This window comes from Shewanella mangrovi (genome assembly GCF_000753795.1).
Lineage (GTDB): Bacteria > Pseudomonadota > Gammaproteobacteria > Enterobacterales > Shewanellaceae > Shewanella > Shewanella mangrovi.
The window spans coordinates 93,486-113,502 of record NZ_JPEO01000003.1; the positions used below are offsets into that span (position 1 = coordinate 93,486).

17 protein-coding genes are annotated in these 20,017 nt (G+C 47.5%); 11 read left to right on the forward strand and 6 right to left on the reverse strand.

Annotation, left to right across the window (positions count from 1 at the left end; all coding sequences use genetic code 11):
• Positions 1 to 28: 28 nt before the first annotated feature.
• Positions 29 to 424: a hypothetical protein gene (locus HR45_RS05580; protein ID WP_037440605.1), complete on the reverse strand. Its 396-nt coding sequence runs from the start codon at positions 422 to 424 to the stop codon at positions 29 to 31.
• Positions 425 to 813: 389 nt separating this feature from the next.
• Between HR45_RS05580 and HR45_RS05585 the strand changes: the two genes are divergently transcribed.
• From HR45_RS05585 to HR45_RS05600, 3 genes are all read left to right on the forward strand, one after another.
• On the forward strand, positions 814 to 2,313 hold the full coding sequence (locus HR45_RS05585; RefSeq protein WP_037440607.1) for a putative bifunctional diguanylate cyclase/phosphodiesterase: 1,500 nt from the start codon (positions 814 to 816) through the stop codon (positions 2,311 to 2,313).
• Between the two features lie 503 nt (positions 2,314 to 2,816).
• Positions 2,817 to 3,305 (forward strand): hypothetical protein, encoded by a 489-nt coding sequence (locus HR45_RS05595; protein ID WP_037440611.1) that lies wholly within the window; start codon positions 2,817 to 2,819, stop codon positions 3,303 to 3,305.
• Positions 3,306 to 3,532: 227 nt separating this feature from the next.
• Positions 3,533 to 5,218, forward strand: a complete 1,686-nt coding sequence (locus HR45_RS05600; protein ID WP_037440613.1) for a sensor domain-containing diguanylate cyclase — start codon at positions 3,533 to 3,535, stop codon at positions 5,216 to 5,218.
• A gap of 140 nt (positions 5,219 to 5,358) precedes the next feature.
• Here the strand turns inward: HR45_RS05600 and HR45_RS05605 are convergent, their stop codons facing one another.
• Entirely contained in the window at positions 5,359 to 5,799 is a 441-nt protein-coding gene (locus HR45_RS05605; protein ID WP_037440615.1) for a hypothetical protein, read from the reverse strand.
• A 275-nt stretch (positions 5,800 to 6,074) separates the two neighbouring features.
• Between HR45_RS05605 and putP the strand changes: the two genes are divergently transcribed.
• The 7 genes from putP to HR45_RS05640 all read left to right on the forward strand — a co-directional run bounded on the left by putP (position 6,075) and on the right by HR45_RS05640 (position 14,753).
• The gene (gene putP, locus HR45_RS05610; RefSeq protein WP_037440617.1) at positions 6,075 to 7,526 is read left to right on the forward strand and encodes a sodium/proline symporter PutP; all 1,452 of its coding nucleotides are present in this window, start codon (positions 6,075 to 6,077) and stop codon (positions 7,524 to 7,526) included.
• A gap of 335 nt (positions 7,527 to 7,861) precedes the next feature.
• Positions 7,862 to 9,160 (forward strand): OmpP1/FadL family transporter, encoded by a 1,299-nt coding sequence (locus HR45_RS05615; RefSeq protein ID WP_037440619.1) that lies wholly within the window; start codon positions 7,862 to 7,864, stop codon positions 9,158 to 9,160.
• A gap of 229 nt (positions 9,161 to 9,389) precedes the next feature.
• Positions 9,390 to 10,409 (forward strand): efflux RND transporter periplasmic adaptor subunit, encoded by a 1,020-nt coding sequence (locus tag HR45_RS05620; RefSeq protein WP_052074542.1) that lies wholly within the window; start codon positions 9,390 to 9,392, stop codon positions 10,407 to 10,409.
• A gap of 12 nt (positions 10,410 to 10,421) precedes the next feature.
• Positions 10,422 to 13,712 (forward strand): efflux RND transporter permease subunit, encoded by a 3,291-nt coding sequence (locus tag HR45_RS05625; RefSeq protein ID WP_052074543.1) that lies wholly within the window; start codon positions 10,422 to 10,424, stop codon positions 13,710 to 13,712.
• 14 nt (positions 13,713 to 13,726) lie between these two features.
• Positions 13,727 to 13,951 carry a YgaP family membrane protein gene (locus HR45_RS05630; protein WP_037441378.1) on the forward strand — a complete coding sequence of 75 codons (225 nt, stop codon included), beginning with the start codon at positions 13,727 to 13,729 and terminating at the stop codon, positions 13,949 to 13,951.
• Positions 13,948 to 14,340 carry a rhodanese-like domain-containing protein gene (locus tag HR45_RS05635; RefSeq protein WP_037440620.1) on the forward strand — a complete coding sequence of 131 codons (393 nt, stop codon included), beginning with the start codon at positions 13,948 to 13,950 and terminating at the stop codon, positions 14,338 to 14,340. The genes HR45_RS05630 and HR45_RS05635 overlap by 4 nt, the downstream gene beginning before the upstream one ends.
• Before the next feature lie 59 nt (positions 14,341 to 14,399).
• On the forward strand, positions 14,400 to 14,753 hold the full coding sequence (locus HR45_RS05640) for a VF530 family protein (protein WP_037440621.1): 354 nt from the start codon (positions 14,400 to 14,402) through the stop codon (positions 14,751 to 14,753).
• A 178-nt stretch (positions 14,754 to 14,931) separates the two neighbouring features.
• On the opposite strand, the gene HR45_RS05645 is transcribed toward HR45_RS05640, so the two are convergent.
• Positions 14,932 to 15,282 carry a cyclophilin-like fold protein gene (locus HR45_RS05645; RefSeq protein ID WP_037441379.1) on the reverse strand — a complete coding sequence of 117 codons (351 nt, stop codon included), beginning with the start codon at positions 15,280 to 15,282 and terminating at the stop codon, positions 14,932 to 14,934.
• Positions 15,283 to 15,564: 282 nt separating this feature from the next.
• On the opposite strand from HR45_RS05645, the gene HR45_RS05650 reads away from it, so the two are divergent.
• Entirely contained in the window at positions 15,565 to 16,308 is a 744-nt protein-coding gene (locus HR45_RS05650; protein ID WP_037441380.1) for a class I SAM-dependent DNA methyltransferase, read from the forward strand.
• Positions 16,309 to 16,364: 56 nt separating this feature from the next.
• Here the strand turns inward: HR45_RS05650 and ribA are convergent, their stop codons facing one another.
• The 3 genes from ribA to nrdD all read right to left on the reverse strand — a co-directional run bounded on the left by ribA (position 16,365) and on the right by nrdD (position 19,908).
• Positions 16,365 to 16,979 carry a GTP cyclohydrolase II gene (gene ribA, locus HR45_RS05655; RefSeq protein WP_037440622.1) on the reverse strand — a complete coding sequence of 205 codons (615 nt, stop codon included), beginning with the start codon at positions 16,977 to 16,979 and terminating at the stop codon, positions 16,365 to 16,367.
• Positions 16,980 to 17,265: 286 nt separating this feature from the next.
• Positions 17,266 to 17,742 carry an anaerobic ribonucleoside-triphosphate reductase-activating protein gene (nrdG, locus tag HR45_RS05660; RefSeq protein WP_037440624.1) on the reverse strand — a complete coding sequence of 159 codons (477 nt, stop codon included), beginning with the start codon at positions 17,740 to 17,742 and terminating at the stop codon, positions 17,266 to 17,268.
• 48 nt (positions 17,743 to 17,790) lie between these two features.
• A complete protein-coding gene (gene nrdD, locus HR45_RS05665; protein WP_037440626.1) occupies positions 17,791 to 19,908 on the reverse strand; it encodes an anaerobic ribonucleoside-triphosphate reductase in 2,118 nt (705 codons plus the stop codon).
• Positions 19,909 to 20,017: the final 109 nt, after the last annotated feature.

Consider the following 20,017-nt stretch of genomic DNA (forward strand, 5'->3'; position numbering starts at 1 on the left):
CTGCGACCAGCAAACTTTTCATTTGGCTTCAAAAACGCATATTAAACTGCAGGCCAACATAACGGCCATGATCACCATCTGGGTGTACTGCGGGTGCCAGCAGGTATCTGTCAGTGCCATAACTGCCTAGCCAAGCGCCGAGTGCAAAACAACTGGCATCCAGTAACGCTTGCCCTGCGGTATTATCGCCGGTCGAAAATTCACGGAATTCTTCCAACGTGCTGATGCTTGTCGGTAACCAGAAACCACTCGCAACGCGGTTTTGCTGTGGCCAGTAGTAGCTGCTGATGGCGGTCACCATACCCGAGGTCAATAAGCCGCCGGAAAAGTGCCCCAGCTCGCTATTGACGCTGTTATTACCATTGGCTAGAGCCGGAAAGGAGCACAGCAGTAACGCTGCAAGGCCACACAGTTGCTGGTTCATGATGCAATCCTCGATATGATTGAGATGACTGCTGCGGCGCGGATAAACTGCGTTGTCTTAATGGCGAATCGATGCAACAGTCGCCGACAATAATTTAGGCGCTACATTCTTAACATAGGATTAAGCTCCAAATTAGCCAAGCTCAAACAGTACGATTCTCTGACTTTTCCGCTTTGGTTTGGAAAAACACTAAGCGAACAAGCTACCAACCTAGTTGCTTTAGCTAATATACCAACATAGATTTGCCTCATTTGTAGTAAAGCCTCACCCAAACAGTTCCATCATATTTTTCTAACACATTAAAAATTCGAATATTTTTCCTTTCATTTGGTAGGGTTTTAGCTGTAGTATTTGGCAACATTAGGAACGAATTCACATTGGGTGATCTCATGGAAAGAACAGTGTTCTCAGCCGTTAAAGTGGCCGCGATATACGCCATTTTTGCTACTTTGTGGATACTGTTCTCCGATATGGCAGTGGAAATGCTGGTCGAAAGTAGCCAGTTACGCACCCTAGCGCAGACCTATAAAGGACTGGCCTTTGTCATTATCACCGCCATCATGTTGTTAGTGCTGGTATTGCGTAGCAATCGCGCCTTAGAAAAAGCCAGTGATATGGATAATCTTACTGGCTTACACAGCATCAGTATGTTTATCCGCACCCTCAATATGACCATTCAGCAGATTAAGCCTAACGAGCACCTGGTTCTGGGTTATCTCGATATCGATGACTTTAAAAATATTAACGAAACCCTTGGCTACGAACGCGCCGATCTTTTCCTGCAAGATCTTGCGCATGATTTTACCGAAGCGGTGCTTCCGGGGTCTTTTGTGTCACGCTTACATGCAGACCAATTTGCCAGTTTTGTGAAATATGATGAGAAATTCGATATAGATGAACATGTGCTGTCGTTGCAGCGATTGTTTAATCATCGTGCCAAGCAACATGGTCTTGATGCCACCTGCTGTATTGGCGTGGCACTTTATCCGATGGATGGCTCCAACGCTAAAGAGTTAATGGTCTCTGCCACTGGCGCACTCAATGTCGCCAAGCAAAAGAAAGATGCCATTCAATTTCACGATAAAAGCATGACCGAAAAAGCGATGCTGCGTCGTCAAATGGTGTTGGAGTTACGTAAAGCCATTGCTGATAGTCAACTAACTGTGGTGTACCAACCCAAGTATGATTTGCACAGTTTAGCGGTGAGTGGCATTGAAGTGTTGGTTCGTTGGAAACATGCCACCAAAGGGTTTATTTCACCCGATGTGTTTATTCCATTAGCGGAAGATCATGGACTTACCAGTGCTATCTCCAAGCTAGTCGTGGCTAAAGCCGCAGAGGAGCTTGGGCAAGCCGGTATTTTGGGACAGCCACTTCAACATGTGTCGCTCAATGTATCGGCGGCAGAGTTTAACAATGCCGATGAAATGACGGCATTGACCAACTTTATTCACCAGCATCAACAGTTGTCGCCCTTTATTCGCATTGAGATCACTGAAACCGCGACGCTCACGGATATGCGCAAAAGTATGGAAATCATTGCAAACCTGCAAGCGAGTGGCATCACCTTTTCTATCGATGATTTTGGCACGGGATATACCTCGTTAGCCATGCTCAAAGATTTAACCGTTGATGAAATTAAGATTGATCGCAGTTTCGTCGCAGAGCTCGAACATGATGCACGTTCTCGCACCATCATTAACGCCATCATCGCGATGGCCAAAAGCTTCGATATTCATGTGGTTGCCGAAGGCGTTGAAACAGCAAATCAGCTCAATATTTTGCAACAGCTCGGTTGCCATCAAGCTCAGGGTTATTACCTGGGACGCCCGATGCCGATAAGTGAGCTCGTTGAACATATTGCTCAGGATAAGCGTGCTGCAGACTAACGCGAGTTTATCGAAACCACTTACTTAGTAGCGGGTATTTTCCCGTTTGAGTGCGCATATAGGCCCATTTATAAACCATCATGCCTATTCTGCCGCCAAAGCTTCATAAACTGTCATGCCATATTCATCTTAACCCACGCAAATTCATACCGTTATTTTTCCCCCAGCCATCCTCAGAAAAAGGCATTGCCGCTTGCATTATGAAAAACAACTGCATAAATTGATGATTAATTAACCGTTTAGGTGGTAATTTCTGCAGCAATCTGCTGTTGGTGCTACGGATGAATCTCTGTCGTGCAAGGACATGCATTTCGCCTTAACGCTGCCGCTAATGTTTGCGTTCAGCGTGCTGCTCCTTCCGTCCATCATCAGCTCCATTTTAGAAATTATGGATAGTCATCTACAGCATCAGTTAAGTGGTATAACCGCCGGGTAACTGGCATGGATAATGGCGGATTATGGATTCTGGTATGCCGTCAATCAACTTAGTGAAAGGAAACACAATGATGAATAAGAGACTCGCGACCTTGCTGTCAATCGTAGGTTTAGTTTGCGTATCGTGCGCATCGGTAGATCAAAACACAACGGCTGACACCAGCACTATGGACACAGAAAACCATATGCTGACACAGGATATCTTGCTTTCAATCGAACGAAACCTTAGACAGGACTTCACGGAAAATCCGTACGACTATTATTACTCGTTTAATATAACGCTTCTGGATGACGGCAGAATTCAGTCGATGACGTTAAAAGACGCTTATCCAAATAAAGAACGGCTTAATATGGCGAAGATTTGGGCCAAAAAAGTGAATCTACCACCGGAGAAAACGGGCAGTCGTATCAAAGCAAAAGGCACATTAGTGGTGGCGATGTATGAGACCAATATGAAGCCCCGCAAAGCCGTAGTCTATGCGATGCAAAACACCAAGAAAATCAGCATTAATAGTGATGGTGCTTTCAGTCAATCTGTGGGTATCGTCGACTATTAACCGCGATTATGGAGCGCTGCTTATATGTAGCGCTCCTCAAGCGCCAGTCATGACTCAAAGCTGCAAATGCCCACTACTGAGACGCCCCTAGATAGCACTTTTTGTTTTCGGTACAGGCGTGATAAAACACAAGATTCGTTCAAATCACTATTGGCGATTACAAGGTTACTCCGTAAACTATAAGCTAACATATTGAATCCACATTAACTTCCTACGGCAGATAAAGTATGGTGTTTCGCAGTTTCTTCATCGTTATGATGTTGCTGCTTGGTTCTCAAACTGCATGTGCATCAGACAAAGCCCTGCACGACTCACCTATTAGCGCTATTGGCTATTTTCAGGAAGAAGGCCTCTCTCCGCTGGCGTTACCTCAAGTGACACAGCGCTTTAACCAAGGCCAATTTACCCATGCAAAGCGACAATTTCTTACCTTTGGCATCAATCACCATGCGACTTGGGTAAGACTTTCGCTATACAACCCCAGCCAACAGCACATACGCAAACGCCTAGTTGCTGCCCAAACATGGGTAGAATCTGTTGATGTATATCTCGTGCAGCAACAGTTGCTACAGCAATGGCACACAGGTGATGCTCAGCCTGCAGATAAACACCTAGTTCCCACCGTTGGCTATGCCTTTGATATGGATATTCCGCCCGGCAACAGTGAAATTTTTATTCGTGGGCAATCGCTCGACCCGCTTACCATGCCGATCGAACTGATGGATGTTGATCAGTCACGCAGTGAATGGATGAAAATACATGTCGCTATTGGCGTGGTTTACGGCATATTACTCGTGTTGGTGGGCTTTAATATACTGCTATATGCAACCCTCAAGCATAGCGTGGCACTCTATTACGCCCTCTACATTGGCTGCTTTATTATCATGAACTTCGGCTATGAGGGATTTGGTTTTTCCTGGCTTTATCCAAATTCGCCGCAGTTTCAAAACTACAGCACCCTGTTTTTTATGGTGCTACATGGCGCCAGTGGTCTGGTATTCGTCTCCCACTATCTACAAATTTCTGCCAAGAAATCTCCACTGCGGCGATTGCTGCAAATTTACATTATTGCGGGCATTCTCGGTGGCGCCATTAGCGTAGCGCTGCAACTGCACATATTGATGGCTTGGATAGCCTTCAGCTTTATCTCACTCACGACCCTCATCATGATAGCGGTAGCATTGTTAAACTTTACTCGCTCAATTGATGCGCGTTACCTACTGCTCGCCGTCAGCTGCAGTATGTTCGGCCTTCTGGCTAGCGCACTTTCAGTATGGGGTATCATCCCTTACAGCTTTTATGGTTTTCATGGCGCCGAGTTTGGCGTCGTTTGTGAAGCGGTTATTCTGGCAGTAGTGGTGGCTTTCCGGCTAAGAAATATAGAGCAGGAACGCATCACCGCACAATATATGGCGACTCATGACCCACTTACCCGACTTAACAATCGGCGTGCATTTGAAATTAATGCGACAAGCTATCTGCAGCAAACAGAGAACCTCAATAAGTCGGTAAGTTTTATTATGATGGATATCGATTATTTCAAAGCCATCAACGACAGCTATGGCCACCATGTTGGCGATCAAGCGCTATACCACATTGCGAATCTATTAAGTCGGTTACACCGCAAAGGCGATATTGTGGCGCGCTGGGGCGGTGAAGAGATGGCGATGTTATTGCCTAATACCGAATTAGCGCAGGCTTATTCGTACGCTGAGCAATTGCGTCAAGCACTGCAAGACTCACCACTCCTGAGCGAAGAGCTGCACATCAATATCACGGCGAGCTTTGGTGTTTCCAGTTGTATCAACCACGGCCAGCACGACACCCTTAGCGACTTATATAAAACGGCCGATAAGTGGCTCTACTATGCCAAAAATCAAGGCCGCAATCGGGTTGAGCCTGCGCACGATTAATTACGGCGGCTTAGCAAGATGGTTAACCACTGGTTTGCGCGCTCAATCCCCCGTCAGAGAGGTTGAACACTAAGCTTAACCCTACGTATTAGCTATCCATGCCAGTGAGCAACATCGAACCAACGTCGCTCAACACCCGACTATCCCTGAATATCTTCAACGCTGAGTTGTTCTGGCTGCTCAATAAGAATATGCGTTTGGTAGTAGTATTTGCTGCTTGGTTTACCATCATGGCTAAACACGATTTTCTCACGTTTTGCGACGCCGGATACCTTGATGCGCTTGTGCAAAAAATACTGCTCAACTGCGGGCGTATTCTTAAACCCCATCTGTATTAATAGTGGTTCGGGCAGCACAATCGTGATGTCACGTTGGTCGCGATAATCTTCTTCGGTATTAAGATAGAAAAACGGGTGACTGTGTCCTATCGCTTTAACAAAGAAAGTGTAGTTACCGGGAACCCCTTGCGGCGCAGCGGCTGCTGCCGCGGCGATAACATCCATAGTGTTGGTATAAGAAGAGTCCGACGTAGTCGCACAACCACCGAGCATTACGGATAAAACGAATAATATTTTTTTCATTTAAACGGCAAAACCTTGTTGGCATCCATTCACAAATAAAGCTGCTGTAATCTGCATCACAACATACTTCCTGTCATTTTAAGCCGCTCACTCTACCCAGCTATTACATACAACACAATGAAAAATATGTAAATTTCGATATCAAATAGTGATTACCAAATAGCCTAATGTATTAGCATTCAGCAGCGCCGCTTAAGGCAATATTGTGAGCCAGCTCAACTCTCTGCTAGGATGTCAGCACAAATAATAACAATCACTTCACATTCATTTCGCTTATGGCAATTGCAACTCCTATCGCAGTAACCTTTGTCGCCTATTTATTGGCCATGATGGCCATCGGATTTTGGGCATATCGCGCAACAGATTCCATTGATGATTATATTTTAGGTGGTCGCCAAATGGGCCCGGCGGTGACCGCGCTCAGTGTTGGCGCATCTGACATGTCGGGCTGGCTGCTATTAGGATTGCCGGGAGCGGTCTATTTGGGTGGCATGGGAGAAGCGTGGATCGGTATCGGCTTAGTGTTAGGCGCATGGATAAATTGGCTATTTGTTGCCAAGCGCTTACGCATTTATACCGAGCTTGCCGATAACGCCCTTACTCTGCCCGATTTCTTCCAAAAACGTTTTAACGATACTAGCGGTATTCTCAAATTAGTTTCAGCCCTCACCACTCTGTTATTTTTTACTTTCTATACCTCGTCCGGCATGGTTGGCGGCGCCATTTTATTTGAGAAAGTCTTTGGCTTAGATTACCAAATTGCGTTAGTAGCGGGCTCCATCATCATTGTTGCTTATACCTTTGTGGGTGGCTTCTTTGCTGTCAGCTGGACCGATTTTTTCCAGGGCTGCCTGATGTTGCTGGCACTGCTTATTGTGCCTATGAGTATCTTCACCCATCCAGAAAGTCATAAAAGCCTCGATACACTGGATCCGGCGGTGTTATCGCTATTTAGCGACAAGCTTACACTAATTGGCCTCTGTTCTGCGGTGGCGTGGGGACTGGGCTACTTTGGTCAGCCGCATATTCTCAGCCGCTTTATGGCAATCCGCTCCAGCGACGAGATAAAAATCTCCCGTAGGATTGCGATGAGCTGGATGACGATCTCACTGCTTGGTGCGCTCGCTACCGGAATTGCCGGCATGCTTTATTTTGCCGATACACCGCTAGATAACCCAGAAACGGTATTTATCCATCTGACGCAAATCGCCTTTAACCCTTGGATTGGCGGCATTCTTATTGCGGCGATTCTATCGGCGATCATGAGTACCATCGACTCGCAGCTGTTAGTCTGTTCAAGTGTGGTCACAGAAGACTTTTACCGTCGTTGGCTGCGTAAAGATGCCAGCAATGCAGAGTTAATGCTGGTTGGTCGTATTGCGGTATTGGTTGTCGCGATCATCGCGGGCATTATTGCTCTCGACCCACAGAACAGTGTCTTAGGGCTCGTGAGTTACGCATGGGCAGGCTTTGGCGCGGCATTTGGGCCAGTGGTGTTACTCAGTCTATTTTGGGGAAGCTACAGCCGTTATGGCGCGATTGCCAGCATTGTGGTGGGCGCGGCAACTGTCGTGTTGTGGAAATTAGGTACTGGCGAAATCTTCAAACTCTATGAAATTGTGCCAGGATTTCTGTTTTCCTGCATAGCGGGCATCGTCGTCAGTAAAATTTTTCCGGCACAGGGAAATACCCTCAAACGCTATGCTTTGTTTAAAACATTGCTGTAACCCTATTGTTTACGCAGGCGGACAAATGTTCGCTTGCTTCACAATTCTGTTAATCTCCTCCAAAGTCTTAGCCACCTGCCACTTTAGTCCTATTCCTTTTCTCGAAATCGACTAACATTATTGAGATCAACATGTTGAGGAAGTGGACTAGCAATAGCCCTGCTCGAGTTGTGATCGGTGCCTTGGCCAATGCTCGTGCAACAACGCACCATCGACACTGGTCGGACTTGCTGCCAGTTTAACTCCTCCATAACATGGCGAGCTATTAAAAATGGGGAGCTGTTGGTCTTTGCCAACAAGCACTTGCGATAAAGCTAATTCAGAGACTCAATTACATGCATAATTTTAACAAGACTCTTATTGCAGTAGCAGTAACCTGTGGCAGCTTTCAAGCCGCTGCGGCAGGCTTTCAGCTAAATAGTCAGTCAGCAACTGGTATCGGGCGTGCCTTTGCTGGTGATGCTGTCATTGCCGACAACGCATCGGTAATGGCGCGTAATCCAAGTGCGATGGCAATGTTCGACTCCAGCGCACTTTCTGTTGGGATGACCGTTGGTGATATTCAGATCGATGTAAAAGATGTGAATTTTGCCGGTGGCGCTGTTGATTTGGGCGGCATTGATGATGCTGGCAGCGTGAAAGTCATTCCGAACATCTACTATATTCAGCCACTCAACGATAAGTGGGCCTTTGGTGTTGCCGCCTTCTCTAACTTTGGTACTGGTACTGAAACCAACTCACTCGCAGAAGGCGCCGCTGTTGCTCCCTATGATCTGATTGGTAAAACGGAAGTGACCACCGTCGACTTCAACGTCAGTCTTTCTTACCGTATTAACCAACAGTGGAGCGTCGGTATTGGATTAGACACAGTATATGGCAAAGGCAAGCTGACCCGTTATGCAGGTGCGACACCATTACTGGATGTTGACGCTGATGGTGTTGGTTTCGGCGGTATTGTTGGCGTTACCTTTGAAATGGACGATAACAACCGATTTGCGCTGAGTTATCGTAAGAGTCCTAAGGTCACAGTAAAAGGTGATATTTCTGTGCTGACCAGCCAAGAGATCACTGGCCTTAGCACTCAGCAAGTGGGCATCGACTTTGATAAGTTAGATGTACCTTTGGCGGATATCGCCCAATTTGCCGGTTTCCATCAGTTAACACCAACCTTTGCTGTGCACTATACGGCTCAGTTCACCCGTTGGGGTTCATTCGATCAAATCACCGCTAAAGATGGCACTGCGACCATTGCTACTGGTGATTTTGCGGGCATGCAAATCGCCACCGGTGTAGAATCAGCACTAAAAGAATACCAATGGCAGGATTCTTGGTTAGGTAGTATCGGGATGACCTACAGCGTGAATCCTGATCTTAAACTGCGCGCAGGTTATATGTATGACCGAGGTGTTGTTGACCAGTTAAGTTCACTGTCTATCCCTGACTCAAACCGTCACTGGTACACTGTAGGTCTGGGCTATCAGTGGAGTAAAAACGCCAGCATCGACCTCGGTGTTGCCTTAGTAAAAGGCACCGAAGTAGAGCTAGTTGAGCAAAGCCGTTTGGTGGGGCCAGTTAACGCTAAGACCAAATCATCTGCCACATACTACTCTGTGCAGTATAGCTACCGCTTCTAACCCATTTAATGAGATAAAAAGGCCAGCAATTTGCTGGCTTTTTTTACATTATTTGCGTGTCGATAACATTCCTGTTGTGATTTAGGCCTAGGCTTAAGCGTCTAGGACAGTGAATGACTAGTTCAGTCATCACTTAACTACATAATTTTTTTCTAATAGAAGATTGCCAAGTTGCAATATATCCATTAGAATTTTCTCATAAATGTAGTACTGCATGGAATTAGTTGATATGCGAACAGTTTTCATTTCTGCTATCGCCGTTTGTAGCTTAATTGCTGCGTTGCCAAGTGAGGCAGCTGAGGTAAATACCTACCAAGTCACTAGCGCTGAAGCCCCCTCTTATCTCGTACTAGATGGCACGATTGAAGCAGTAAAATCTGCCACAGTGTCAGCACAGACCTCAGGCCGAATTGTTAAACTTAACTATGATGTTAATGACTTTGTGCCTGCTGGTGCTTCTTTACTTGAAATCACCAGTAAAGAACAAGGCGCTGAACTCGCGGCGGCTGAAGCCAGCTATGCGCGCGCTAAGGCACTTGACGTTGAGGCGCAGCAGACGCTCACGCGCTATCAGGCATTATTTCCGCAGGGCGCCATTTCTAAAGGCGCGATGGATCAGGCAATTGCCAACGCTAAGTCATCGCAACAAGCTGCAACTGCCGCATTAGCCCAGGTCACCAAGGCGCGGGAAAACCTCAAATACACGATTGTCGCGGCGCCTTATGCTGGCGTCATGACCGCCCGCCATGTTGAAGAAGGCGAAACGGTAACCCTAGGTCAGCCGTTGTTGTCAGGGTATGCCACCGACAAAATGCGCGTGGTGGTGCAAGTCCCACAACAATATCGCCAAGCGTTAGTTGACGCTGGTGCAGTTGATGTCACACTCGCCGACGGACGTCAATTTACCATTGATAAGCCACAAATTTTCGGCTTTACCGATACGCAAAGCCACGCTTACAAAGTGCGCTTACCACTACCCGAAAATACGCCAGCCTTACTTCCTGGCAGCTGGGTAAAAGCCCGCTTTGCCGTCAGTCAACGACCACTGGTGCAAATTCCAACGAGCGCCCTGTACAGCGTTAACGAACTTACAGGTGTGTATCTCAAAGTGAACGATAGCTTCGTGCTGCAGCAGGTGCGCATTGGTGAGAACATCAATGGCAAAGTGGAAGTGCTCGCTGGCTTGCAAAACGGTGATGTCATCGCCAACAACGCCTATCAAGTGTTGATGCAACATTCAGCTAAGTAAGTAGGATGCAAGATGACTGAAGCACACAACAACATGGGCATTTCCGGTAAAATTGCGGCGAAATTCCAAAACAGCGCTATCACCCCCTTGTTAGCATTGCTTGGCTTACTGCTTGGCATTTTCGCCATTATGATCACGCCCAAAGAGGAAGAACCGCAAATTGATGTAACGTTTGCGGATGTCTACATTCCCTTCCCCGGCGCGAAACCCTCAGAGGTTGAACAACTTGTAACCTTGCCCGCGGAAGAAGTCATTTCACAGATTAAAGGCATCGACACCCTCTACTCATTTTCACAGCCCAACGGCGCGTTGATCATTGTGATATTCGAGGTGGGCGTGCCGCGCAATGAAGCGATTGTTAAACTCTACAATCAGATCTATTCCAATCTTGATAGACTGCCAAGCGCTGCCGGTGTCGGGCAACCATCGATTAAACCTATGGGTATCGATGATGTACCAATTGTCAGCCTGACGCTGTGGTCTGAAGATCCCGCTATTTCTGCGCAGCAACTTACCCATGTTGCCAATGGCTTAGAAACCGAATTAAAGCGGATCCCCGGCACACGCGAAGTTACCACGGTTGCGCCACACGAGCTGGTGCTCAATGTGCGCATTGATCCACAGCGGATGAATCATTACGGCGTCAGCTACGACAAAATTCGCAATGCGCTCAGTGCCAACAATGCCGTGTCTATGCCAGTATCCTTAGTGCAAAACAATCAAGAAATTAAGGTTCAAGCGGGACAGTTTTTACAGTCGATTGATGATGTAAAAAATTTAGTGGTGGCCGTCAATAACGACGATGTTGGCCAGCCAGCACCGGTATATTTGTCGGATATCGCCGATATTACGCTCAAAGCGGATATTCCTACCGCTAGCGCATGGCATTACCACACCAGTAAAGAACAGCTCAATCCAGGCGACGCCGCACATGGTGCACAAACGCCTGCGGCAGGGGTGTTCCCTGCGGTGACCATATCACTCGGCAAAAAGCCCGGTGAAAATGCAGTGGATGTTGCCGATGCTGTGCTTGCCAAAGTCGCCCAAGTACGTAATGTGATTATTCCTGAAAAGGTCAACATTACGGTATCGCGTAACTATGGGGTTACCGCGGCAGATAAGTCCAATACGCTTATTTTCAAACTGATTTTCGCCACCACTGCGGTAGTGATTCTGGTACTGCTCACCATGGGGCTACGTGAAGCCATTGTGGTCGGTGTGGCAATTGGTATTACGCTGGCCATTACCCTATTCGCTTCATGGGCCTATGGTTTTACCCTTAACCGGGTGAGCTTGTTCGCTTTGATCTTCTCCATCGGTATTCTGGTCGATGATGCCATTGTGGTAGTGGAAAACATTCACCGCCATATGGCGATGGGCAAACGTTCCTTCAGTGAGCTTATCCCAGTTGCAGTAGATGAAGTGGGTGGCCCCACAATTTTGGCGACATTCACTGTTATTGCTGCCTTGCTGCCAATGGCGTTTGTCAGCGGCTTGATGGGCCCCTATATGAGCCCAATCCCGATTAATGCCAGCATGGGCATGGTGATTTCGCTGGCAGTGGCGTTTGTTGTCACTCCGTGGCTAAGCCGCAAACTGCTGAAGTCTCACCAGGCCAAGAAATCTGACGACGAAACGGCCAATACTGACTCAGCCTCACCGATGCTGCTAAGACTGTTTAATCGTTTGATTAAGCCATTTTTGGAAAGTCGTAAGGCTCGCATCGGGCTGGCGGCGGGCGTGGCATTGCTTATCGCAATGGCGGTCGCACTGCCGATTGGGCAGCTAGTGGTGCTGAAAATGTTGCCATTTGACAACAAATCCGAGTTTCAGGTGATTGTTGATATGCCTGAAGGCACCCCCGTTGAACAGACGGAAAAAGTGTTGAAACACTTGTCAAACTATCTTGCTACCGTGCCGGAAGTGCGCAATATGCAGCTCTATGCCGGGACTCATGCCCCAATCAACTTTAACGGGTTGGTGCGTCACTACTTTATGCGCAGCACGCAAGAAGCTGGTGACATACAAGTGAATTTAGTCGATAAGCATCACCGAGATCGCGATAGCCACAACATCTCGCTGGCAGTACGCGGTCCACTGCAGCAAATTGCGGACCAGTATCAGGCCAATGTCAAAGTGGTCGAAGTACCGCCCGGCCCGCCCGTCTGGTCACCGATAGTGGCAGAAGTTTATGGCCCCAGTGAGTCGATTCGTGAACAGGCGGCTAACGACCTGATGCAGCTATTCCATCAAACTCAGGATGTGGTGGATATCGACATCTATTTGCCCGCCGCCCAGCAAAAATGGCAAGTGAATATTGATCGTAGCAAGGCCAGTCTGTTGGGCGTGCCGTATGCCAATATTGTCGATTTAATTGCCACCTCAGTGGGGGGGAATGATGTCAATGTACTGCATAAACCGATGCAGAAATATCCCGTCCCCATCCGCCTTGAGCTGGATGATGCGAACAAGTTAGATCTGACACAGTTGATGACGATGAAACTCGATAGTCAGTTTGGCGGCACAGTGCCATTATCGGAACTGGTTCGCGTGCAAAAAGGTAGCATCGACAAGCCGATTATTCATAAGAACATGATCCCGATGATTATGGTCGTTGCCGATATGGCAGGCCCACTCGACAGCCCGTTATATGGCATGTTTGAGATGGCGGCCGACATAGATGCCCCCAAAGGCCTCGGCTTTGAACAAAACTACATCCATCAGCCCGATGGCTTAGATGCCGTCAGCGTATTGTGGGATGGTGAGTGGAAGATTACCTATGAAACCTTCCGCGACATGGGCATCGCCTATGGTGTCGGCATGATTGCTATCTATCTGCTGGTAGTGGCGCATTTCCGTTCTTACTTGGTGCCATTGATCATTATGGCGCCGATTCCGCTGACCATTATCGGTGTAATGCCGGGCCATGCGCTCCTTGGCGCGCAGTTTACTGCTACATCGATGATCGGCATGATCGCGCTTGCCGGAATTATCGTGCGAAATTCAATATTGTTGGTGGATTTTATTAACCAAGAAACGGCCGCGGGAATGCCGTTTGAACAAGCGGTTATTCACTCAGGGGCGGTCAGGGCAAAACCTATCATGCTTACCGCTTTAGCGGCGATGATTGGAGCGCTGTTTATTCTCGACGACCCAATATTTAACGGGCTTGCCATTAGTCTTATCTTCGGGATTTTTATCTCGACGCTGCTAACCTTAGTGGTAATTCCGGTGTTGTATTACGCCTTTATGCGCAAACGCATGGAAGGCACAACGTCACCACAAGTGACTACAGGAGCCTAATCATGTCTAAACCTATGTCTGTTGAACGTGGCACCATGGCCTTCGCCGGTTTCATGGTATTAGTGTCAGTGCTACTCACCGCCACCGTGCACCATAATTTTTTTTGGTTGACGGTCTTTGTCGGCGCCAATTTATTACAAAGTTCATTCACTCGCTTCTGCCCCGCTAGCATGTTACTGCATAAATTGGGGATGAAAACCGAAGCTGAATTAACCGAACAAGCATTGGGGCAGAAATGATGCGCACCACGTTGTATCGCACCCTGTATGCTATCGGTTTGGCCTCACTGCTGCTTGGCTGGCAGCTACCCGCCTTAGCCAAGAGTGATATTACCCCTGCCGCTGCAGTGAAATTGGTCAACCACGGCGCCATGTTAATTGATGTGCGCACAGTGGCTGAATTCAATGACGGTCATATCATCGGGGCACAAAATATGGAGTATCAAACCATAGTGCAGCAACTGGCTACATTGGATGTAGCGAAAGCACACCCAATCGTCTTGTATTGTCGCAGTGGCCGCCGAGCCAGTATTGCGCAGCAAGCTCTGCAGCAAGCAGGCTACAGCGCCGTAGCTAATGCAGGCGGCTATGGCGAGCTCAAAGCCCCTTTTGCAGCCAAAACAAAATAGCAACTCTGACGTTAACGGCGGATTGTGTTAGTATGCCGCCGTTAATTCTTGGAGTCTTTATGTCATCAGCTCAATCTCATCCGAACGATCCGCTACACGGTGTCACTCTTGAAGCTATATTGCGCCATCTGGAGCAGCAATATGGGTTTGATGGTCTGGCAGACAGAATTAAAGTGAATTGCTTTAGCAATGACCCAAGTATCAAATCTTGTTTGAAATTTTTCCGTAAAACCCCTTGGGCGCGGGAAAAGTTAGAACGCCTCTATATCAAGTCCATAGGCGAAAAGATGCCAGACCATCTCAAAACTGTGGCTGCACGTAAAACACCGCCGATGATGCCAAAAGCCGATAAGCCCGCCGCCACAGGCAGTGGTGAAAATAGTGCGATTTGGGGTGGCAACAATAAGAAATAGCCCGCATAACGCGTTGAAAATTGTCACAGGTTAACAGCGATAAGTCGGCAAAGGATGAATACAAACGTGCATCATTGCATACCGAGTTAATGCCGTTGCCGTAGCCGCCGACGTTGCTCCAGAAACAATATGAAAAACCGCTGTTCACCTATTTAAGCAACCATCAGACACTCAGCCGTCATGCCGCTTCGACAATGAACGTCACATTGTTTGGCAGTTTATCTACTAGAGGCAGATGTTCCTTCGCAATATGGGCAATCGGCATAATATCGTCGTATGAAGCGGATTGTTCTTCACCGGCAAATAACACCGCAAACCATCCCCCGGCTAAGCTAATATCACCATTTTTCCAGCCATATTGCTTTTCACTGGCATCATACTGCCCTTCTGTTGCCGTACAGCAATAATCAAATGTAGAACGATAACCTGACGTTTCAAACGGCAAGCGTGTTTTAAAATCTAATGCGGCGACGGTGTCATTTAGTGTGGCGGGGATCACCACTTCTCCAGCTCTCAAAACAATAGCCATTGGCATAGCCTAAACCTTCATCATGGTGTTACCAGGCCAGTAACAATAGAAAAAACTGATGATGAGGGCAATTCAAATCGTCCTTAAAGATTGCACAATAGTCCAATTCTGAGCCAAGTATTGTGTACCTACTATGATTGAAGCCAATATCAGAGCGCTCCTCGTACGCGTAACGCCGTAACACAGAAAACTCACACGGTGACTGATATCTGCTTCGCAAATCATAGGTATTAGTTTACTATGCGCCACCCTCAAATTTCCCATGACTGCGAACCGACCACTATGTCTGCCAATGCGCTATACACAGATCTTTCGGGGTACTATGACCTCATGTGTGTCGACATCGACTACCAAGCCCAGAGCCACTGCGTCCGCAGACTGCACCAAATGTTTGGCAATGGTGGCAATCGTCATCTCGATATGGCCTGTGGTACGGGGCCTCACGTTCGCCATTTCATTGATTTCGGCTATCAAAGCCAAGGCCTAGACATCAACCAACCGATGTTGGATCTTGCGGCAAAGCGCTGCCCTGAAGCCGTATTCAGCCTGCAGGACATGAGTGAGTTTAAGGTGGATACACCGCTCGACTTGATCACCTGTTTTCTCTACTCGATTCACTACAATGCCGATCTCGACAAACTTAAACAGTGTATTGCCAACGTGTATCGGGCGCTCGCTAGCGGCGGAGTATTTTGTTTTAACCTTGTCGCCAAAGATAAGATAAATAACGCGCTATTTGTGCAGCACGGTGCCACACAAGAGGAAGATAACTTCACGTTCCGCTCCAGTTGGTATTATGCAGGGCATGGTGAGCATCAGGCGCTTAAACTCAGTATTGAAAAGCACAACAAGACGCAGACCCAGATTTGGCATGACGAGCACCGTATGGTTGCCGTCACGTTTGCCAATATTGAAACTTTGCTAGCACCTTACTTTGAAGTGATGTTGTTTGAACACGACTACGACAAAATTCTGCCATTAGCCGAAGACGCTGGTAACGCGCTCATCGTCTGTATTAAACGCTAATCGCGTTATTACAACCGCGCTCAGCCATAAAAAAGGCCGCTTAAAGCGGCCTTTCGTTAATCTTGATGTTGCTCAAAGTAGGAATCTGGGATCAAATGCCCTAATTCATGCGACTTAGTTTTCAGATAGTTTTCGTTGTACGGATTTTTACCTACTTGCAATGGCACGCGCTCAACCACTTCTACCCCAACCTGCTGCATCGCTTTTACTTTACGCGGGTTATTAGTCATCAAGCGCACTTTATGAACACCGATTTTTTCCAGCATCGGCGCAATCATGTCATATTTGCGCATATCTGCCGGAAACCCTAACTGCTCATTTGCTTCAACCGTATTGGCACCCTTATCTTGCAACGCATAGGCGCGCACCTTATTCAATAAACCAATGCCACGACCTTCTTGGCGCAAATAGAGAATAAAACCACGACCTTCAGCGGCGATGTTTTGCATGGCCGTTTGTAGTTGAAAACCACAATCGCAACGCAAACTAAAGAGTGCATCGCCGGTGAGACATTCTGAATGAATGCGCCCCAGCATCGGCTCATCGGCCTGCAATTCACCAAAGGTTAACGCTACATGCTCTTTGCCTGATTCTGTATCTTCAAAACCATGCATGGAAAAGACACCCCAAGGTGTGGGAAGTTTGGCTGTAGCAACGTATTTAATCGACATGAACTAACCTTAACGACATCTCGTGTTACCAAGCCGATGACGATTGGCGGCACCACAAGATAAAAGCTGTTGAAACTTTCAGGCCTAGTGATTTTGCAGCTCGCAGGCGGCCACTAAGCAAACCTATCCCGCTTGCTAGACGGGCAAATACAGACTTTCGGTCTATTAGGCTGAGGAGTATACCAATAACCCATCATGGATGAATCAGCTTTTTTTCGCAAAATTTCGATTATTTTGAACGATTAATGCCATACGTCGCACGTTTGGCGCATAAAAGCTATATAAATCATATGTCATTGACGTGCAGGTAGTGGATCACTTGATTGGCTGAGCCACGAAAGGTTAGCGATGGGTCGGCCTGAGTTTGCTCAAACTTGCCATCCACCAGTACATCGATCAAGGGTAAAAGCGCTTGCTGCTCGCCGCTGAGCTCATCGAGCGTATAACCGGTCCATAACCAAATATCCTTACCGGGTGCCTCAGCTTTAATGCGTTCAAGGAGCTGCTTAACTGCGGCAAGATTACCGGGAAAGAAGGGATCGCCCCCCGATAGCGACAAACCACGGCGCTTGATACGGGTATCGGTTAAATCGGCGATAATCTGATCTTCCATCTGCTTATCAAAAAGATGACCAGAGCGAGGATCCCACGTTGACTGGTTATAACAACCACGACATTGATGACTACATCCCGCCACAAACAATGTTGCGCGAGTGCCCGGTCCATTAATCACATCCACCGGATAATACTGATGATAATTCATGCTGTGCTCCGAGAAATAAGGGGCACATAACGTGCCCCAACATCTGAATCAGAGGTGCTTCACGCGGCGTTTGACCTCTTCCTGTTTACCTTGGTTAAACGGACGCGCATCCGGACTACCAAGATAACCACAGACCCGACGAGTCACGGACACCCGACTTGGCTCATGATTGCCACACTTAGGGCACACAAACCCTTTAGAGGTACACTCAAATTCACCGGTAAAACCACAGTCGTAACATTCATCAATCGGCGTGTTAGTACCGTAGTACGGCACATGCTTGAAGCTGTAATCCCACACATCTTCCAACGCTTCAACGTTGCGCTGCATGTTCGGATATTCGCCGTAACAGATAAAACCACCGCTGGAGAGATCGGGATACGGTTTCTCAAAATCGATTTTATCGTACGGATTAACATTCTTTTCTACATCCAGATGGAAGCTGTTGGTGTAGTAGCCTTTGTCGGTCACGCCATCCACTAAACCGAACTGTTTCACATCCAGTTTGGCAAAGCGACTGCACAAGTTTTCACTTGGCGTGGCGTACAAGCTAAAGCCATAACCTGTTTCCGCTTTCCATGCTTCAGTTGCCGCTTTCAAACGCGCCACAATGGCGACGGCTTTTTCACGCAAGGCCGCATCATCAAATACATGCTTACCATTGCCGTAAAGCGCGTTAATGGTTTCATGTAAACCGATATAACCCAAAGAGATAGAAGCACGGCCATTTTTGAAGATCTGGGCGATATTATCGTCAGCTTTCAAACGCACGCCACAAGCACCTTCCATATACAGGATTGGCGCTACGCGGGCTTTCACGTTTTCTAAGCGAGCGATACGCGAATCCAGCGCTTTACGGGCAATCACTAAACGTTCATCCAACAGACGATAAAACGCTTGCTCATCACCTTTGGCTTCAAGGGCGATACGCGGCAAGTTGACGCTGACCACACCGAGGTTGTTACGGCCTTCGTGGATCTGCTCGCCATTTTCTTCATAAACGCCAAGGAAGCTACGGCATCCCATTGGCGTTTTAAATGAACCGGTGACACGCACAACTTGTTCGTAGTTGAGGATGTCTGGGTACATTCTGATGGTAGAACATTCCAACGCCAGCTGTTTGATGTCGTAGTTTTGGTCGCCCTGCTTGTGGTTTACGCCATCTTTGATAGCAAATACCAGTTTAGGGAACACCGCAGTCTTGTGGTTTTTACCCAAACCTTCCATACGAATTTTCAGAATCGACTGCTGGATTAGACGTGACTGCCAGCTAGTGCCCAAACCGAAACCAAAGGTCACAAACGGGGTTTGACCGTTGGCGGTGTGCAGGGTATTTACTTCATATTCCAACGATTGAAACGCATCGTGACATTCTTTTTCTGTGCGTTCAGCGGCATATGCCTCGGCATCAGCAATGCCCCACTTTTGCGCGACTTCAAGGTGCTTTTCATAACTCTTAGTCACAAACGGCGCCAACACTTCATCGATACGGTTAATAGTGGTACCACCGTAAATATGGCTCGCTACCTGTGCAATAATCTGCGCCGTCACAGCTGTCGCGGTAGAGATAGATTTAGGCGTATCAATTTCGGCATTGCCCATTTTAAAGCCATGGGTCAACATGCCGCCTAAATCAATCAGCATACAGTTGAACATTGGGAAAAATGGCGAGTAATCAAGATCGTGATAGTGGATCTCACCCGCTTCATGCGCTGCTACCACATCTTTAGGCAAAATATGGTGTTTGGCGTAGTGTTTAGCCACAATGCCCGCCAGCAGGTCACGTTGTGTCGGAATAACTTTGGCGTCTTTGTTAGCGTTTTCGTTCAGCAAAGAGGCATTACTTTGCTCAACCAAACCGCGAATTTCGAGGCTTAACTTGCTGCTGCTTTCACGACAGATGTCGCGATCATGACGGTATTCGATGTAAGCACGGGCAACTTTTTTGTAGGGACCATCCATCAGCAGGTTTTCAACTTGGTCCTGCAATTCCTGAATGCCAACTTCGGCTTTGTCTTTTACAGCTTGGGTCACAACAGCGGCAACAGTCGCGGCATAATCTGCGTCTTCTACACCACAGTGCGTCGAGGCGGCCAGCACTGCGTCCCTGAGTCTTGTTTCATCAAACGGTGTACGGCACCCGTCCCTTTTGATAACAACTGGCATGGTTCTTATTCTCCTTATTCTCGTTATAAATCACCATATATAGTGAAATTGAATCACCTCAACACTATATGTGGGCAATTAGGCTACAAACGACACAAGGATACATTGA

Excerpts from the sequence above, each read along its gene's own strand:
- HR45_RS05630 (WP_037441378.1), top strand. The coding sequence starts at position 13,727 with ATGTCTGTTGAACGTGGCACCATGGCCTTCGCCGGTTTCATGGTATTA.
- ribA (WP_037440622.1), bottom strand. The coding sequence starts at position 16,979 with ATGTCGATTAAATACGTTGCTACAGCCAAACTTCCCACACCTTGGGGT.
- HR45_RS05615 (WP_037440619.1), top strand. The coding sequence starts at position 7,862 with ATGCATAATTTTAACAAGACTCTTATTGCAGTAGCAGTAACCTGTGGC.
- putP (WP_037440617.1), top strand. The coding sequence starts at position 6,075 with ATGGCAATTGCAACTCCTATCGCAGTAACCTTTGTCGCCTATTTATTG.
- HR45_RS05640 (WP_037440621.1), top strand. The coding sequence starts at position 14,400 with ATGTCATCAGCTCAATCTCATCCGAACGATCCGCTACACGGTGTCACT.
- HR45_RS05635 (WP_037440620.1), top strand. The coding sequence starts at position 13,948 with ATGATGCGCACCACGTTGTATCGCACCCTGTATGCTATCGGTTTGGCC.
- HR45_RS05600 (WP_037440613.1), top strand. The coding sequence starts at position 3,533 with ATGGTGTTTCGCAGTTTCTTCATCGTTATGATGTTGCTGCTTGGTTCT.
- HR45_RS05585 (WP_037440607.1), top strand. The coding sequence starts at position 814 with ATGGAAAGAACAGTGTTCTCAGCCGTTAAAGTGGCCGCGATATACGCC.
- nrdD (WP_037440626.1), bottom strand. The coding sequence starts at position 19,908 with ATGCCAGTTGTTATCAAAAGGGACGGGTGCCGTACACCGTTTGATGAA.
- nrdG (WP_037440624.1), bottom strand. The coding sequence starts at position 17,742 with ATGAATTATCATCAGTATTATCCGGTGGATGTGATTAATGGACCGGGC.
- HR45_RS05650 (WP_037441380.1), top strand. The coding sequence starts at position 15,565 with ATGTCTGCCAATGCGCTATACACAGATCTTTCGGGGTACTATGACCTC.
- HR45_RS05605 (WP_037440615.1), bottom strand. The coding sequence starts at position 5,799 with ATGAAAAAAATATTATTCGTTTTATCCGTAATGCTCGGTGGTTGTGCG.
- HR45_RS05580 (WP_037440605.1), bottom strand. The coding sequence starts at position 424 with ATGAACCAGCAACTGTGTGGCCTTGCAGCGTTACTGCTGTGCTCCTTT.
- HR45_RS05595 (WP_037440611.1), top strand. The coding sequence starts at position 2,817 with ATGATGAATAAGAGACTCGCGACCTTGCTGTCAATCGTAGGTTTAGTT.
- HR45_RS05645 (WP_037441379.1), bottom strand. The coding sequence starts at position 15,282 with ATGGCTATTGTTTTGAGAGCTGGAGAAGTGGTGATCCCCGCCACACTA.
- HR45_RS05625 (WP_052074543.1), top strand. The coding sequence starts at position 10,422 with ATGACTGAAGCACACAACAACATGGGCATTTCCGGTAAAATTGCGGCG.
- HR45_RS05620 (WP_052074542.1), top strand. The coding sequence starts at position 9,390 with ATGCGAACAGTTTTCATTTCTGCTATCGCCGTTTGTAGCTTAATTGCT.